This window comes from Mucilaginibacter pankratovii (genome assembly GCF_014773265.1).
Classification (GTDB): domain Bacteria; phylum Bacteroidota; class Bacteroidia; order Sphingobacteriales; family Sphingobacteriaceae; genus Mucilaginibacter; species Mucilaginibacter pankratovii.
Map to the genome: position 1 here is coordinate 246,142 of NZ_JACWMY010000006.1, position 16,643 is coordinate 262,784.

16 protein-coding genes are annotated in these 16,643 nt (G+C 47.1%); 10 read left to right on the forward strand and 6 right to left on the reverse strand.

What is annotated here, in order from left to right; translation table 11 throughout:
- The first annotated feature begins 6 nt into the window (after window positions 1-6).
- The 5 genes from IDJ77_RS13740 (at window position 7) to IDJ77_RS13760 (ending at window position 4,673) form a co-directional block, all read left to right on the forward strand.
- Window positions 7-282 carry a hypothetical protein gene (locus IDJ77_RS13740; protein WP_191189534.1) on the forward strand — a complete coding sequence of 92 codons (276 nt, stop codon included), beginning with the start codon at window positions 7-9 and terminating at the stop codon, window positions 280-282.
- A 47-nt stretch (window positions 283-329) separates the two neighbouring features.
- On the forward strand, window positions 330-992 hold the full coding sequence (locus IDJ77_RS13745) for a DUF2461 domain-containing protein (RefSeq protein WP_191189535.1): 663 nt from the start codon (window positions 330-332) through the stop codon (window positions 990-992).
- Window positions 993-1,010: 18 nt separating this feature from the next.
- Window positions 1,011-1,838 (forward strand): OmpA/MotB family protein, encoded by an 828-nt coding sequence (locus IDJ77_RS13750; protein ID WP_191189536.1) that lies wholly within the window; start codon window positions 1,011-1,013, stop codon window positions 1,836-1,838.
- Window positions 1,839-1,951: 113 nt separating this feature from the next.
- On the forward strand, window positions 1,952-3,625 hold the full coding sequence (locus IDJ77_RS13755) for an ATP-binding cassette domain-containing protein (protein ID WP_191189537.1): 1,674 nt from the start codon (window positions 1,952-1,954) through the stop codon (window positions 3,623-3,625).
- Entirely contained in the window at window positions 3,618-4,673 is a 1,056-nt protein-coding gene (locus tag IDJ77_RS13760) for a glycosyltransferase family 4 protein (RefSeq protein ID WP_191189538.1), read from the forward strand. The genes IDJ77_RS13755 and IDJ77_RS13760 overlap by 8 nt, the downstream gene beginning before the upstream one ends.
- On the opposite strand, the gene IDJ77_RS13765 is transcribed toward IDJ77_RS13760, so the two are convergent.
- From IDJ77_RS13765 to IDJ77_RS13785, 5 genes are read right to left on the reverse strand one after another with little or no spacing between them, the layout of a single operon-like run.
- Window positions 4,661-5,764, reverse strand: coding sequence for a glycosyltransferase family 4 protein (locus IDJ77_RS13765; RefSeq protein ID WP_191189539.1), 1,104 nt, complete (start codon window positions 5,762-5,764; stop codon window positions 4,661-4,663). The two genes, IDJ77_RS13760 and IDJ77_RS13765, sit on opposite strands and share 13 nt — an antisense overlap.
- 12 nt (window positions 5,765-5,776) lie before the next feature.
- Window positions 5,777-6,745 carry a GNAT family N-acetyltransferase gene (locus IDJ77_RS13770; RefSeq protein WP_191189540.1) on the reverse strand — a complete coding sequence of 323 codons (969 nt, stop codon included), beginning with the start codon at window positions 6,743-6,745 and terminating at the stop codon, window positions 5,777-5,779.
- The gene (locus IDJ77_RS13775) at window positions 6,720-7,721 is read right to left on the reverse strand and encodes a polysaccharide deacetylase family protein (protein WP_191189541.1); all 1,002 of its coding nucleotides are present in this window, start codon (window positions 7,719-7,721) and stop codon (window positions 6,720-6,722) included. The genes IDJ77_RS13770 and IDJ77_RS13775 overlap by 26 nt, the downstream gene beginning before the upstream one ends.
- 2 nt (window positions 7,722-7,723) lie before the next feature.
- Window positions 7,724-8,884 (reverse strand): amidohydrolase family protein, encoded by a 1,161-nt coding sequence (locus tag IDJ77_RS13780; RefSeq protein WP_191189542.1) that lies wholly within the window; start codon window positions 8,882-8,884, stop codon window positions 7,724-7,726.
- Complete coding sequence (locus tag IDJ77_RS13785; RefSeq protein WP_191189543.1) at window positions 8,871-9,623, reverse strand: class I SAM-dependent methyltransferase; 753 nt, start codon at window positions 9,621-9,623, stop codon at window positions 8,871-8,873. Before IDJ77_RS13785 ends, IDJ77_RS13780 begins: the two co-directional genes overlap by 14 nt.
- 253 nt (window positions 9,624-9,876) lie before the next feature.
- Here IDJ77_RS13785 and IDJ77_RS13790 point away from each other — a divergent pair, with 253 nt between their 5' ends.
- The 5 genes from IDJ77_RS13790 (at window position 9,877) to IDJ77_RS13810 (ending at window position 15,695) form a co-directional block, all read left to right on the forward strand.
- Window positions 9,877-11,379 carry a B12-binding domain-containing radical SAM protein gene (locus IDJ77_RS13790; RefSeq protein ID WP_191189544.1) on the forward strand — a complete coding sequence of 501 codons (1,503 nt, stop codon included), beginning with the start codon at window positions 9,877-9,879 and terminating at the stop codon, window positions 11,377-11,379.
- An 11-nt stretch (window positions 11,380-11,390) separates the two neighbouring features.
- Window positions 11,391-12,137, forward strand: a complete 747-nt coding sequence (locus tag IDJ77_RS13795) for a class I SAM-dependent methyltransferase (protein ID WP_191189545.1) — start codon at window positions 11,391-11,393, stop codon at window positions 12,135-12,137.
- Window positions 12,134-13,180 carry a radical SAM protein gene (locus IDJ77_RS13800; RefSeq protein WP_191189546.1) on the forward strand — a complete coding sequence of 349 codons (1,047 nt, stop codon included), beginning with the start codon at window positions 12,134-12,136 and terminating at the stop codon, window positions 13,178-13,180. Before IDJ77_RS13795 ends, IDJ77_RS13800 begins: the two co-directional genes overlap by 4 nt.
- Window positions 13,181-13,413: 233 nt before the next feature.
- A complete protein-coding gene (locus IDJ77_RS13805) occupies window positions 13,414-14,877 on the forward strand; it encodes a B12-binding domain-containing radical SAM protein (protein ID WP_191189547.1) in 1,464 nt (487 codons plus the stop codon).
- Window positions 14,874-15,695: an SAM-dependent methyltransferase gene (locus IDJ77_RS13810; RefSeq protein ID WP_191189548.1), complete on the forward strand. Its 822-nt coding sequence runs from the start codon at window positions 14,874-14,876 to the stop codon at window positions 15,693-15,695. Before IDJ77_RS13805 ends, IDJ77_RS13810 begins: the two co-directional genes overlap by 4 nt.
- Here IDJ77_RS13810 and IDJ77_RS13815 read toward each other — a convergent pair whose 3' ends face one another.
- Window positions 15,696-16,616, reverse strand: coding sequence for a hypothetical protein (locus IDJ77_RS13815; RefSeq protein ID WP_191189549.1), 921 nt, complete (start codon window positions 16,614-16,616; stop codon window positions 15,696-15,698).
- Window positions 16,617-16,643: the final 27 nt, after the last annotated feature.

Sequence of the window (16,643 nt, forward strand, 5' to 3'; positions counted from 1 at the left end):
AAAAGCATGAAAAGGGTTACTTATTTATTCTTCGCTATAGCATTCGGTTTAATGGTTTTGAGTGTAGTGCCCGCCAAAGCGCAATGCGCCATGTGTACTGCTACGGTAGAGTCTAACTCAAAAAGTGGTAACCACGCAACCAAGGGGCTAAACAGCGGTATTTTATATTTATTGGCCGCCCCGTATTTAGCGGTAGCCGCCTGCGGTTTCATCTGGTATAAAAAATACCGCCGTAAAAATGTTGCCCTTGATATGCGCAGCGAGAAGCTCAACTTAAATTAAACTTTACTACAGCTGCACCGTTGTTTAGTAATTATTAATTTTAAGGCATGATCCAGGCACAAACGCTCGATTTTCTAAAGGAGCTTGTAGATAATAATAACCGCGAGTGGTTCCAGGCAAATAAAGAACGGTACGACAAGGCGCGCGAAAATCTCATCGAACTTACTACCAGTCTCATCAGCAAAGTACACCAGATAGACCCGGGTGTTAGTGCGGATCTCGACCCCAAAAAGAGTGTGATGCGCATTTACCGCGACATCCGCTTCAGCAAAAACAAAACACCCTATAAAAACAATTTTGGCGTTAGTATCCCATCGCATGGCTTAAAACTGGGCGGCGTAGAGTACTATTTACAAATCCAGCCCGGCAAATGTTTTATCGCCGGTGGTTACTGGATGCCCGAAGCTGAGCACCTAAAAGCTATTCGCCAGGAAATTGATTATAACGCTGCCGATTTGAAGAAAATAATAGACGAGCCCGGTTTTGTAAAGCTGTTTGGCGAGTTCAGGAAGCAGGAGCAGCTGAAAACCGTTCCGCGCGATTACAATGCCGATAACGAGAATATCGAATTGCTAAAGCTGAAAAGCTTTGTAGTGTTTCACCCGCTTACCGATAAGGAAGTGCAAAGCGCTACAGCGGCAGAGGATATAGCAGGGCTATGCAGTAAGATCTACCCGCTGAATGTTTTTCTGAAGAATGCCATCGGTTAACCTAAATTAAATAATATCATGAAAATTAAACACCTCTTATTAGCCGCAACACTGATGATGGCACTGCATTCCTGCGTGGTATTATCACCCAAAAAGTATAAAGCGCTGTTAGCCGAACGCGATTCGCTCTCTACCCGTGCCGTAAGCCTCGAAGATGAAAGAACACGGCTGATGACCGATACCGCCCGCCTGCATAGCCAGATAGCCAAACTGAACGGCAGCTACAGCGAACTTGATAAAAAATACAATAGTTTAGATAAGAACTACAGTGCTACTTCCACAAAAGTAAGCGAGCTATCGTCCGACCTGCAAAAACGCGAGGCCCGCCTGAAAGAGGTGGAAGAAATTTTACGCAAACGCGATGAAGCCACCAACGCGCTGAAGGATAAACTGCAGAAGGCCCTGCTGGGCTTCCAGCAAAGCGGCCTGAGCGTAGATATCCGCAATGGCAAGGTGTATGTATCGCTGACGGATAAGCTGCTGTTCCCGTCGGGCAGTATCGTTATTGACGATAAGGGTAAACAAGCCCTGAAATCGCTTGCGGCCGTTTTAAATAAAGAAGCCGATATTAACATAGCGGTAGAAGGCCACACCGATAATAAGAAGGTAAAGAACCTTGGCCAGATAAAAGATAACTGGGATTTGAGCGTACTGCGTTCAACATCGGTAACCAGTTATTTAACCGAGGTAGAAATGATAGACCCTAAAAGGCTTACCGCGACAGGCAAAGGCGAGTTTCAGCCGATAGATGCCGGAAATACTCCGGAATCGCTCTCCAAAAACCGCCGTATAGAAATTGTGCTAACGCCGAAACTGGATGAGCTGTATAACCTCATTACAAAATAAGCGCCATTGGTATTAAAATTAAGATCCTCCTGCAAAGGGGGATTTTTTGTTTAGTACCGGGCAGGCAACCATCATTGGTAACCAAGCGTAATTGGTTTAGATACCCCGCGCCATTGAAACAAATTTTAAAAAGCATTTTCCTCATCCTCATCCAGCAGGAGAAAAGTAAGCTGTTTAAGCTTATCGTTTTTGATGTGCTGATAGCCCTGCTGGATATCGCTTTCCTGGCGCTGCTGCTGGTGATCATCAATTTTTATACGCAGGTATCCGGTGCAAACAGGCTTGCTTTTTTACCCGTTTGGCTGGGCGATAATAACTCCCTTAAATTGATCGGCTTGTTTTTATTGCTTTTTGCCTGCAAAAATGCTTTGGGTTTTTTTGGGCAAAGGGCGCAGCATCATTTTTTTTACCGGGTAGCGTCGCGCTTGTCCGCACGGAATATCCGTAATTATTTGCGCGGGGGGTACCTGCAATTTGTACATACCAATTCATCGGTACAAACACGCCGTATCAGCAATCAGCCTATCGAGTTTAGTCATTACCTGCTAACTAATTTTCAGCAGCTGGTATCGCAAACGTTGCTGATCACTTTTACCGTTGCTGCCATCCTGTTTTATCATCCTTCGCTATTTTTGATCATGTTGTTGCTGCTACTGCCACCGGTTGGGTTATTGGGCCGTTATACCCGCAAACGGCAGGCAATACTGCGGTATCAAACCAAAACTGCCAGTGCTAAAACTATCCAGCATCTGAACGAATCGTTATCCGGCTATGTAGAAAGCAATATGTATGATAAGGATGATTTCTTCAGCAGCCGGTATTTAAGCTACCAGCAGCAACTGAATAATACCATTGCCGCCCAGCAAACCTGGCAAAGCCTGCCCGGGCGTTTAATGGAGGTTTTTGCGGTACTGGGCTTTTTAATACTGGTGGCCATTAATAAGTATATTACCAACGCGCCGGGCATCGGTATTTTAACTATTGGCATTTTTATGGCCGCGGCTTATAAAGTAATACCGGGCATTGTTAAAATAATGAACAGTACCGGGCAAATGAAAACCTATGCCTTTATCCTGGAGGACCTGGTTGCCGGTAACGAAATAAAACGCGCTGAACCATGCGAAAAGGCTAAGACTATCCGGCAAGTTAAATTTGAAAGGATCAGTTTTACTTACCAGGACCGATTGGTGCTGGACGACCTGAGCTTTGAAATAGCATCGGGCGATATGATGGGTATCTCTGCAAACTCGGGTAAAGGCAAAACCACTATCATCAATTTACTGCTCGGGTTTTTAAAGTACGATAAGGGCTCCATCAGTATAAATAACAGTATTGCTGATAGCGAAAGCCTGCAGGCCTACCGCAAAAATATTTCCCTGGTAAAACAGCAACCCTTTTTTATTCACGATTCTATCCAGAGAAACATTACACTAAACGATAGCACTGCCGACCAGGCCAAGCTTGATTATGCTGTGGAATTTTGTGGCTTGGATGAGTTATTGGCAAAATACCCGGAAGGGATAGATCATATGATAACCGAGAACGGCAAGAACATCAGCGGGGGGCAAAGGCAGCGGCTGATGCTGGCAAGAGCACTATACCATGATTTTGACCTGCTGATATTGGATGAACCTTTTAGCGAAATGGACAGTAAGGGGGAGCAGGAGATCCTCGCGAAGCTAAACCAGCTGGCCAAAGAGGGTAAAATGATCATCCTGATAACACATAATAAGGCAAGCCTCGGCTTTTGTAATAAAGTAATTTCTTTAGAGGGGGCCTATGCCTGATACACTGATCATCCTCACGCCTGGGTTCCCTGCGGATGAAACGGATACCACCTGCATTCCCCCGCAGCAGGTTTTTGTAAGGGCACTAAAAGAGAATTATCCAAAGCTTCAAATTATCGTCCTGAGTTTTCAATACCCCTTCGAAGAAAAGGAATATGTGTGGCATGGTATAAAGGTGATTGCCTTTGGCGGGCAGGGGAAGGGTGGCGCGCGCAGGATGCTGATCTGGTTTAAAGCGTGGCAATGTTTGCGGGCGATAAGGGAGCGGCATAATTGCCTTGGCATCCTCAGTTTTTGGCTGGGCGAAGTAGCTTTTGTGGGTAGCCTTTTTGCGAAACTAAACAAGCTGAAACACTACAGCTGGCTGCTTGGCCAGGATGCAAAAGCAGGAAACAAATATCCCCGCTGGATAAAACCACGAAACACCGAACTCATTGCGATCTCGGATTTTATTGCAGACCGGTATCATCAAAATTATGGGATAACGCCGGGACATGTGATCCCGGTGGGTGTTTCCCCGCAGCCTTTTAAGGGGACTGGCGACACGAGGGATATAGATCTGCTGGCGGCAGGCTCGCTCATTCCTTTAAAGCGCTACCATTTGTTTGTAGAATTGGTAAACGAATTAAAAAAAGAGCATCCAAATATCCGCGCTGTCCTCTGCGGGGCCGGCCCCGAAATGGAACGCCTTCGTGCTTTGGCAGCAGAGCATGAACTGAACGATAATTTAATACTAAAAGGGGAGCTGCCGCATCAGCAGGTATTGGATCTGATGCAGCATGCAAAGGTATTTGTGCATCCATCCGAATACGAAGGTTTTAGTACCGTTTGCCTGGAAGCGCTTGATGCAGGCGCCGGGGTGGTTAGCTTCATCAAAGCAATGGATGCCGATATACCAAACTGGCATATCGCTAAAACATCCGAAGAAATGCATGGGATTGTACGGGAATTATTAAACAATTCCGCGCGGGAGTACCAGTCGTTGTTACCCTATTCTGTCAATAACTCCGCGAAAGCGATGATGGCCTTATTTAATTACAGGGACTGAGCTATCCGCTCTATTTGCCGGGCAATGGCCTCAAAGGAGAGGTTCGTTTTAAAATATTCCAGTGAGCGTTTCCTTTTATCCCAAAGATCTATTTGCCTGGTTTTATAAAGAGCTTCCAGTAAGGCGTTCTCATCGCCGGGCGGATAAAGGATGCCACAAACACCATTATTGGTGATCATCCGGAAAGAAAGGATATCGGTGACAACCGGCACGCATGCGCAGGACATGGCCTCGCAAATGGCGGCACCGCTCCCCTCATAATGCGAACCCGAAATAATAAAGTCGGCACTGTTGAACCAGTATAAAAGATCGTGATGCGGCACTTTGCCAACCAATACTATGTTATGCCCAAGGTGGGAATTGGCATCGAGCATCGCCCGGATGGCCGGCAATAACTCATCGGTATGATAGATCATGTAAAGCCTGGCGTTTGGCTCCTGTTGGGTAAACCGCAAAAACGCCTTCACCACATTCAACGGATCTTTATTTTCATTCAAGCGACCTATCCACAAAAACACAGGGTTGCCTGTAACGCCCGTATGCTGTTTAGCCACCTCCGCGTTTACCAGGTAAAATACCGAGGATACCTCCATCGCCTCGTGGATCTTGGCTGCTGATGCCAGGTTGCCTGCGGCTACCCATTCTACCCCCATGGCGTAGGAGGCAAATACATAAGCATCTATATAGTTATCGGCTAAGCGCTGGAGTTGTTTTTTTAGCCCGGTTGCGGGCCGCTCGGCATGGTTCTGTACTATAATTTTTACCCGCCTGCCCAATATAAGGCGTAGCAACATTACCTGTAAAGGGAAATTAAGGCTTTGGATAACAACTACATCGGGCTGCAGGCTTTTAATAAACCGGTTTAACTTTCGGGGGTAAAACCGTAAGGCGACCGCCCAATATTGTTTAAAACGGTAATCAACCCCGCCGCTAAGATGCCGGCCCCTATAATTTATTTGCTCTATGCTTATTACCTCGTTGGTGCGGCTAAGGGCTTCCTGTATGCCGGCGTAAGCGTTTATGCGTTTTAGCCACGCCTCGGGCTCATGAAAGTTAGGGCTATAAACGTAGCTTGCAAAAACAAATCTCATCAAGAGGGCATGTTAAAAAATATCAATATCGGCAAAAGTAAAAGCCAGTTTATCCGCAGGGATGCCCGAGCCCAGATCCTTGATAGCAATGGTAAAGGAAGGCGCCGGCTCAGCATATTTTTTCAATAGCGTGTATAGCCGGCTTTTTGCACATACCTGGAATTGCAGTTGCTGCAGGCCCAACCGATGAGTAAGTTTTCGCAGCTTGGCCATTACCTCATCCATATTATCGGTAAGCCCGGTTATATCGCCAACTATCAGTCCGTTTTTTATTTTGAACCATACCCTGGCCTGCCCAATTTGCACCGTGTGGGTGTATGTATAACCTTTATAGGTTAAAAATTCGTCGTCGCGGTACACTCCGCCATAACCCTCGCCCAGTACCGAATTGCAGATGCCCGACGGCTGTTTTTCGGTTTGTATGACCAGGTTCAAATACGCGTCGTAAACCGGTTTTGCCGCGGTAAACTTCTTAGCGATTTTTTCTAAAGGAATGGCTTTTACGGGGATGGTAAAGCGCTCCAGGCACCCCACAGTCTCCCAGCCAAGCTTATTAATAAAACCTGGCAGCGAGTTTTGATTCGGAAAACCGAACACCAGCCGGATGCCCTCCGCACGGCACAAGTTGTAAGTTAGCTCAGCCAGTGCGACAAACAGCCCCTTATTGCGATGCGCGGGGTGTGTCATCGTATCGGCAGACTGCGCGGCCAGCGTTAAACGCCCGCCATGTTCAACAAAGCAGGGCAGTACTCCATAAAAAGCAACCGGCAGATCGGTTTGGTCGTAAGCCAGATAGCCCACGTAGGTTACTACGGTAAATGCGGTATTGTATTTTTTCAACAAGAAATCGCGGGCCAGCAGCTTGTCGTAAACAGCCATGTGCAGATAAACCAGGTCATTTAGTTTATCTACGTTAAACCGTTCTACCCGGTACCCGCCTGCTATGGTTTTACCCTCAGTATGTGCCTCTAACGTTTGCATGCATTTGGTTTGGGGTTGATATAAAAGGGTTGATGGTGAGGCGTTCCCGCATCGCAGGCTCTGCGCCGTCGCCGGGGCTGTTATAATCGGTGGCCAACAATTGTGTATACCCGCAGGCTTTAGCCGCGTTAACAACAGCCTGGTTATAACTGCCATAGGGGAAGGCGATACTGTTAACCGCCTTACCTGTTACACTTTCCAGGTATTGTTTGCTTTGTGCCAACTCTTTCGCGGCTTCGGCAGCGGTTATTCCCGCCAAATCGTTATGGTAATAGCCATGCGAGCCAATGGTTACATAGGGAGATGCCGCCATTTGCTTGATCTGTTCTGCCGTCATCTGCAGCCAGTAGTCTTGGTGTTGTCCATTCTTGCGGAAGGGGCAAAGTTTATCAAGCAGGCGCATCAGCTCCGCTTTTTCGCAAAAGCCGCATTGCCGTAATTTTATATTCAGGCTTATGCCTTCCGCGTCTACGTAATGGCGATTGTTATTTTTATGATAAGTTTGATCTTTAAACGTTAAAGCCGCAGGGCCGTATTTGCCGGCAATGCTCAGCATATCGTTCCATAAAATATCGTAGCCGGCGGCATTGGCGGCGGTTACAAAAAATGTTGCGGGTATTTGGTATTTATGCAGCAGAGGCAGCGCGTAGGCGTAATTATTTGCAAATCCGTCGTCGAAAGTGAGGCAGATATTAAATTTTGTTTCAGAAAAACGCTGCATGTAATAGTCGTCCATAGAAACTAAATTGAAGTATCTCTTGTAATAACTAAGATGATCCTCAAAAGTTTGCCGGGTAACAAAAAGAGTGTTGAATTTGGTGGGCTCATTTTGGCAAATACCATGATAGGCCAATATGCGACTGCCGCGGGCACCTTCGTAATAACTTTTATCCGCTCCGATAAAATGTGAGATATCGCCCTGGATGTAGCGTGCCTTTCGGCTGGTTTTGGTTATTATTTTTTCTAATACGCTCATGGTCAGGCGGCGGGTTTGGAGGGTATGTAAACAGGAAATTGAATGTCGGCTTTGTACTGCCGTATTTGGCTCATCAGCCCATGTATATCCCCCTGCACATATTTAACACTCCTCCCGCTATACACTTTACCGAATGGGTGTAATGGAATATCGCCCAACTGGTGGTATAGGCTTTCATCGAAAAGCCGGATGTTTCCTTTGCTTATCACCATCAAAATATCCTCGGGCCTGGTATTAAAAAAGGCATCCAGGCCTTTGCTGCCGGTATCTTTAACAAGCAGCAGGTCGGCATCCAGGCCTTCACTGATGCTGCCGCAGTTTAGTTTCCAAACATTAGCCGCATCGCTGGTAAGAGAACGGAATAACTCCTCATCGCTCAGCATCTGCGTTTCGCGGGCCATGGTAATATGCTCCCAAATGTTCCAGTCGCTGGTAAGGGTTGAATCCGTACCGAATAAAATACGGGTGAACTTTTTTAAGCGGTTAACCGGCGCGGTTGCATTCAGTAAAAAATAGTTCGACTGCGGGCACCATACCAGCGCTTTAAAATACCTCGCCTGCGCGGGGCTAAGCGCTACCCCGTGGATGCCAATAAGTTTGCGACGCAAGAAATTCCAGCGGATAAGTTCATCAATTTCGGTGTGCGCGGCGGCGTTGGTGCCCTCGCCTATGTGCATCACAACCGGCTGCCTTATTTTTAAGGGGTTATTCAGCCGCTTTTTCCATTGCTTTTCAAAGGCTACCGAATGCAGGTCCTGCTTGTTTTCTACAATGCTGATCAAGGCGTTATCCGGCCCGCGCTGCTCGCCATGGTTTACCACCGTAGTAACGCCGCAAAGCAGGTTCTTATAAATCCCCCATTGCTCGCGCAGCGCAAGTGGGATCTTAAGCCCCGCGGCAATTTCATCCGTATAGGTTTTATGGATATGCTCCCCCCATTCGGTATAGCTTTTATAGGTAAGGTTGCCTAATTGGGGAAAGAGGTTAAAATCGAGATGATCGTGCGAGTTGATCAACCCGGGGAAGGCGCGGGCTTGCGAAAACATTACTTCCGGATGCCCTTTTTCTACCAAAGGCAGGGGAGATAGCGCGGCAATTTTGCCTTCGCTGATGCGGATGCTTACGGTTGCACCATTAATAAGTTGCACATTATTTAGTATCATTTCTCCTCCCAAAATGCATCCCGTAAATGATGGGGAAATCTTTATAGCTTTCGTACACGTGCAGGGCCTTCTGCTTTTCGTAGTAATGCTTTACCGATTCATCTATCTTCATTTCCTCCTGCGCTATCAGCCGGAAGTTGTGCTGAAGCAGGATCTCTTTGATGGTGCTGGTGAGGTGCACAAAATTTTGCACGGCTATGTAAGCATTATCGTGCTTAAAAGTGCGCTTGCCGCCGTAGGCCAGCGTACTGGGGTGAAAATCGGTTATTACAATATCGCCGGTATTTTTGATGATGCGGCACCAGGCCTTCAGCGCTTCCTCAATGTTTTTGATATGCGCCACGGTAAGTGTAGAAACAATGGTATCGTAACTTTTCGGGGGGATATCCTTAAACAGGTTATCGGTGATCTGGTAAGTTTGGGCCTCAGGAAACTTTTGCTCCAGCCGGCGCAGCATGCCCGATGATACATCAAAACCCGTAAGCTTTGCCGGGCGAAGGTTCAGTATTTTTTGCCAGTGCCTGCCGGTTCCGCAGCCAATATCAGCTACTTTTTTATTTTGGATGGGGAGGTTGGCCAATAGCTTGGTAAACACGGCCTCATCCAGGTCAAGCATCAGGTTATCCGGCTGCTCATCGTAATTTTTCGACCAGATATCATACGCCTCAACCGAATCTTTTTCCTTTATGGCCGAAGGGAAAAGGTGCTGTTTAACATAATTTTTAAGCGTTGCTATCACGGTTGATGAGTGTTAAAACCTGGTTAATAATAATTACGGTTATTTGCCTGCAATGGTTGCCAGCGCTGTTTTATTTATGTGCCGAGGCAACGGGCAGGCCGGGCACGGCGTATTTATAATGTGCGGGATGATAAGTGCCGACAGATTAAAAGTTTTTTGTGATATGGGCATCTCCCGGTTTAAACGTGGTGAGGGTAAAACCTCATCACCGGGAGATTTTTGATAGCAGTAAGTAAAAGCCGGGCAACCCCTAATGGACAGGATATTATTATTTAACCCCAAAAGCTCGATAAACAAATACCGGATCCCCAACTCCATTTTAAACATTGCAGCCTCGGTTGAAGGGAAATATGGCTGGGTGATAGTAGATGGTAATTGCGAGGCCGATCCCCTGGCGAAAATAGACAGCTACATGCGCGGCGGTACCATAAAATACCTTGGTTTTACAGTGATGCCCGGGCCGCAGTTAAAGCAGGCCATTACCATTGCCAAATCGGTTAAGGCCAAATACCCGCATACAAAAATGATCTGGGGTGGTTACTTCCCCTCCAATCAGCCCAATGCGGTGCTGTATTCCGGCTATGTAGATTTTATAATCAATGGCCCCGGCGACCACGCCTTTCCGCAATTGATAGATGCGCTGGAGAACGGCCAGCCTTTCGAATTCATTAAAAACCTGATCTATAAAGCCACCGATGGCCGCATCTTTAAAACAGCCAAGGAAGACCTGATAGACCAGGACTCGTTGCCCGCATTACCTTACGATAAACTGGCTGATTTTTACCCTATCCCAAAGTTTTTAGGGAAAACCTATTTGGGCGAGAAAACACTGGCCTACCACTCCAGCATCGGCTGCCCATTTACCTGTTCATTTTGCGCGGTAGTGCCTATTTACGAGGCCAGGTGGAAGGCAAAATCGGCCCAAACAGTTTATAATGATGTTAAATACATTAAGGACAAATGGGGGGCGGATGCCATCGAATTTCATGATAACAACTTCTTCGTATCAGAAAAGCGCGCCGTGGAATTTGCCCGGCTTATCAAACCGGAGAACATGACGTGGTGGGGCATGGCACGCATCGATACCATGCATAAGTTTAAAGATTCATCCTTGCAGGCCATTCGCGAATCGGGCTGTAAGATCATCTTTTTTGGGGCAGAAAGCGGTAACAACGCCATACTGGAACAAATGGATAAAGGCGGCACCCAAACCGGCGACCAGATCATTGAGTTTGCCGAGCGCTTGAAGAAATTCGATATTATCCCTGAGTATTCTTTTGTGTTAGGCACCCCCGCGCCCACCCAGCAGCAGGTGCAGGCACAGATAGATTTTGAGATAGATTTCATCAAAAAAGTAAAAGCCGTAAACCCCAAAACCGAGATAGTGATATACACCTACAGTCCCGTACCTACCGAAGGTTCGGAGCTGTATAAACAGGTTTTATCAAGCGGTTTCCGCTTCCCCGAAACACTGGAAGACTGGATAAGCCCGGCCTGGGAAAGTTTCGACCTGCGCAAAAATCCGCTTACGCCATGGCTTACGCCGGAGATGATTGATAAGATAAGGAATTTTGAAACTGTGTTGAACGGTGTGTACCCAACGGTAACCGATATCCGCCTCAACTGGTTAAAGCGCAAGGCGATAAAACTGATAGCCGGTTTACGCTATAAAACCGACCTGTACCATTACCCGTACGAAATAAAGCTATTGCAAAAAGTTTGGCGCTATCGCCAGCCCGAGATACAAGGGTTTTAATTTTTTTGAGCATGATCCAGCAGGAAACCTACATATTGCCAACAGCGGAAACAGTGCCTGATTTCGAGTCGCTATACCTTGCCGTACGCGGGCTGGAGCAACGCATCTATACTGATGAGCAACTGCGGCAACTGCCGGAGATAGCGCCATCGCATGTTCATTATAAAGAATGGCAGATCAGGAAGCGGTCAGCAGAGCGGCTGGTGAGTTATCTCGCCAAAAAGAAAAAATCCCTGGCCATTTTGGAGATAGGCTGCGGCAATGGCTGGCTTGCGGCAAAGCTGGCCGGGCTAAAAGATGCCCGCGTATTTGCGTTGGACGTAAACGCCGTGGAATTGGAACAGGCCAAACGCGTTTTCAAAAAAAGCAACCTGCAATTTTTTGAGGGGGATTTTAGCAATCAATATTTTGTGGGGCTAAAGTTTGATGTTATCGTATTTGCGGCATCCATCCAATATTTTTCGCCATTGAAAGATATACTGACAAAGATGCAGGGGTACTTGGCAGATGGGGGTGAGATCCATATCATCGACAGTAATTTTTATACAGAGCAAACGACAGAGGGGGCCAGGCAGCGTACTTTTGATTACTACAAAAAGATTAGCTACCCCCAATTGGCTGCCCATTATTTCCACCATCGGCTGGATGAATTGGCGGGCTTTAATCACCGGATATTAAGTAACCCGAATGGCATCAAAAACCGACTGCTTAAAGGCAGTCCGTTTTATTGGGTACGGATCAATAAAGACGCGGCATGATAGGGCAGGGTTTATACCATACTTTTAAGCGTTACCGAACGCTGCAAACGCACAGGATAACAGCCTTGCCGGTGGTGATATTAATGCCTCATAGCGCCTGCAATTGCCGTTGCGTAATGTGCGATATATGGAAGGATAACAAAAACCTCAAGCAGCTAACCGAGCGGGATGTTGAGGGATTGCTGGCTAATTTAAAACAATTGGGCACGCAGCAGGTGCTGATGTCGGGCGGGGAGGCTTTGCTGAATGCCAACTTCTTCGGCCTTTGCCGCATCCTGAAAAGACAGGGTATAAAGATCACGCTGTTATCTACCGGGCTATCCATCAAAAGGCATGCTTTGGAAATTATACAATGGGTGGATGATCTTATCCTGTCGCTGGATGGCGATGAGGCCCTGCATGATGCTATCCGCGATATTCCCGGGGCATTTAAAAAATTAAGGGAAGGGGTGGAACAAATTCGCTCGGTAGAGCCTGTCTACCCCATTACCGCTCGCACGGTCATCCATCGTTTAAACTTTCGCAACTGGCAGGCCATTATAAACGCGGCAAAAGACATGGGGATTAACCAGGTAAGTTTTTTACCTGCCGATGTAAGCAGTCACGCTTTTAACCGCCAAACCGCCTGGAGCGAACCCAAACAGCATGAGATACTGCCTTCCGAAAACGAGTTAAATGAATTGGAGAAAATAGTTGAGGCTGTAATTGCTGATAAAGACAACTTCGCTAACAACTTTATTGCGGAATCGCCCGAAAAGCTGCGCGACATCTATAGATATTACGCCGCTTTTTATGGCTTGAATGCCTTCCCGTTTAAAAAATGTAATGCGCCCTGGGTGTCGGCAGTAATCGAAGCGGACGGCAGCGTGCGCCCCTGCTTTTTCCATGAAGCTACCGGGAATATCAGGGATTCGTCGCTGGCGGAAATATTGAACAGCGAGGCCGCAGTAAACTTCCGCAGAACACTGGACCTGGGCAGCAACCCAACCTGTGTAAAATGTGTGTGTTCGTTGAATTTATCGCCGTTGGCCAGGCTTAATTAAAATGGGTTGCAAGTCGCAAATAGGATCAAATCCCCCTCTTTGCGGAGCAGAGAGGGTCGACAAGCGATAGCGATGTCGGGGTGAGTTAAATAGCGAACTATGCAAACCGGCGAGTTGACTCACCCCGGGTGCGCTCCGCTGCCCGACCCTCTCTACCTGCGGTAAAGAGGGTGAGAATAAAGAGAAGAGTACCCTCTCCGAAAGCGGAAGAGCGATAAGAAAATGATAATTGTATGAGCAGCATATTATTCACTCATTCCTACTTTTTACGGTTCGACCCAAAGCAATGGGCGATGGGGCAGCCTTATGCGCCCCTGGGCACTTTGTATGCCGCCGCGCTAATGCGGCAGCATGGATATGCTACAAGTTTATACGATACCATGTTTGCACACAGTGCGGATGAGGTGATCTCGGCTATTGAAGCGCATGTGCCCCAATTTTTTGTGATCTACGACGATGGTTTTAACTACCTCACTAAAATGTGCCTCACCAACATGCGCGAGGCAGCATTTAGAATGTGCAAGCTGGCTAAAGAACGCGGCTGTACCGTTATCGTATCCAGTTCCGATTCTACCGACCACTATGCCGAATACCTGGCCGAAGGCGCCGATTTTGTAATCATCGGCGAAGCGGAGCAAACCTTGCTTGAATTATGTAACCACATCAAAAGCGGGTCGACCAACTATACAGGCATCATGGGGCTTGCCTTTTATGACGGCGATAAAATTACTAAAACGCTTGTCCGACCGGTATTAAAAGAACTCGATAGCCTTCCCCTGCCCGCCTGGGACCTGGTAGATATGGAAAGATACCGTGACATGTGGATGCAGCACGCGGGGTATTTCTCTATCAACATCGGCACTACGCGCGGTTGTCCGTTTAAATGTAACTGGTGCGCCAAGCCTATTTACGGCAATCGCTATAATTCTCGCAGTCCGCAAAATGTGGTGGCAGAAATTAAGCTGCTGAAACAAAATTACCGGATGGACCACATTTGGTTTTGCGATGACATTTTTGGCTTGAAACCCGGTTGGGTGTTGGAGTTTGCGCGCCTACTGGAGGAAGAGGGTATCAGCATAAAATTTAAAATCCAATCCCGCGCCGACCTGCTGGTAGAGGAGGAATTAGTTGCCGCCCTCGCCCGCTCGGGTTGCGAAAATGTTTGGATAGGAGCAGAAAGCGGCTCGCAAAAGATCCTGGATGCCATGGATAAAGGTATCACCACGGCGCAGATAGCAACAGCCACCGGGCTGATGAAAAAGCATGGCATCAAACCATCGTTCTTTATCCAGTTTGGTTACCCCGGCGAAACAAAGAGCGATATCGGGCTTACCATCGATATGATCAACCGCCTGTTGCCATTTGAGATAGGCATCTCGGTATCATACCCTTTACCTGGCACTGGTTTTTACGAAAAGGTAAAGGCCGAGCTGAAAAAGAAAACCAACTGGGCCGATTCTGACGAGATGGCGCTGATGTTTACCAACACCTTCCCGGCACCATATTACAAGCAGCTGCATAGTTATGTGCACCAAAACTATCATAAACACCTGGCCAAAAACAGCCTTTTGAAGCTACTGAAAGAGCCTTCGGCTATAACAAGAAATACGCTGAGGAAAGCGCTCTCGGTGTTTTATCATACCCCGCGCACCTTTATTGAAAAACTAAAGCTGAACCGATTGGAGAACGCGTTATGACGGAAGCGATCTATCCAAATGAGCAATTGGCGGAAGCGGCCTTCAGCAATCAATCGGTTGTGTTTGATGGGCTGTACTCCGGCAATACCATTATCAATTACAAGCGAAAGCGTGTGCGCGATCATGTGCTGCAATACCTCAAACCCGGCAGCAGCATTTTAGAATTAAACAGTGGTACCGGCGAGGATGCCTTGTTCTTCGCGCAGAATGGCTTTAAAGTTCATGCTACCGACATCTCTGCCGGGATGCAGGCCGAACTGAAACGCAAGGCGGAGCTGTATGGGATGGCAGAAAAGGTCAGTAATGAAATTTGCTCATACACCCAATTAAGCGAATTAAAAAACACAGGCCCATACGACCTCATCTTCTCCAATTTTGCGGGCTTAAATTGCACCGGCGAGCTGGATAAAGTACTGGCCTCGTTTTCGGCGTTATTAAAACCGGGCGGTGTGGCTACGCTCGTTATCCTCCCCAAATTTTGTTTATGGGAAACCTTATTGGTTTTTAAAGGAAAGTTCAAAACCGCGTTTCGCAGGTTTTTTAGCGGTAAAGGGCGCAAGGCGCATGTGGAGGGTGTGCATTTTAAGTGCTGGTATTATAACCCGTCATATGTTGTTAAACAGCTGAAAAATGAATTTGATGTTTTAAGCGTCGAGGGTTTATGCACCCTTGTGCCGCCATCGTATATAGAAGGTTTCGCGGAAAAGCGTCCTTCCGCCTATAAATTCCTGTGCAGGCTGGAGGACAAATGGAAAAGCACATGGCCCTGGAAATACATGGGCGACTACTACATCATTTCACTAAAAAAGAAACTGTAATTATTGCGCTACCCGTTCTTCGGTATGCCGCAGCACATAGGTGAGTTTGTTTTTATAGCGCTCTATCAAACGGTGCTGAAAATTAACCGGGTCGGGCTTGGCAAAGTGCTTGCCTGCCGACATGCCCATCACGATCCCCCGCAGGTTCAGCTTTTTCTGCATGGTTTTCTTACTCCACCGTTTAGAAGTGATCTTCAGGAAAACATCATCCAGCATATCGCCCAGCCTGTTATTCAGCAGGAATTCTACCAGTTTTTTAAGCGCATGGGTTTTTAATGGCTTCGCCGAAGCGAGGCGCAGGGTTTTATTAGGCAGAAAGTTGCGTGTCCAGCTGTTGGCGGCGTAGAATTTCTCAAACACCACATCGCCCTCCAAGGGGATCAGCGTATCGGTTTCGATGGCGGTATAGATGTTCTTTTCGGCAATTTGCAGTTGCTGCTCATCTATATAATAATTCATGCAGTAATTGTGTTGCTTGTTTACCAAAAACGTGAGCTTTTTAAAACAGTGCATCAGCGTACGCGCCACCCAAAGGCGGTTTTTGGCGGTAATGATAAACAGGTCGATATCCGATCTTTCATCCGCGAAATTTTTTGATAACGAACCCGAGATGCCAATGCCGCGCACGTACGGAAATTTGATGAGTAACCGCCCCACTTCTTTAGCCTTCGCTATCATTTCGGCAGCTTTTTGGTTGCCCCTGTTACGGCGGATAATGATGAGGTAGTCGTTTTTTAAGGAGTAGAACTTATCAAACTGATAGATCATTTTGCCGGCAACCAGGTAATTGATAGCCTCGTTAAACGCAACCTGGCAATGTTTTTCGCCCAAAAACAGGTAGATCTCGCCGTAGGTAAGGGGATAATCAAACATATCAAAGTATGCGAGGGCGGCTAAGATATTTCTGTTGATGGTTAACACGGGTTGCTTTTTGATATTGTTTATCCC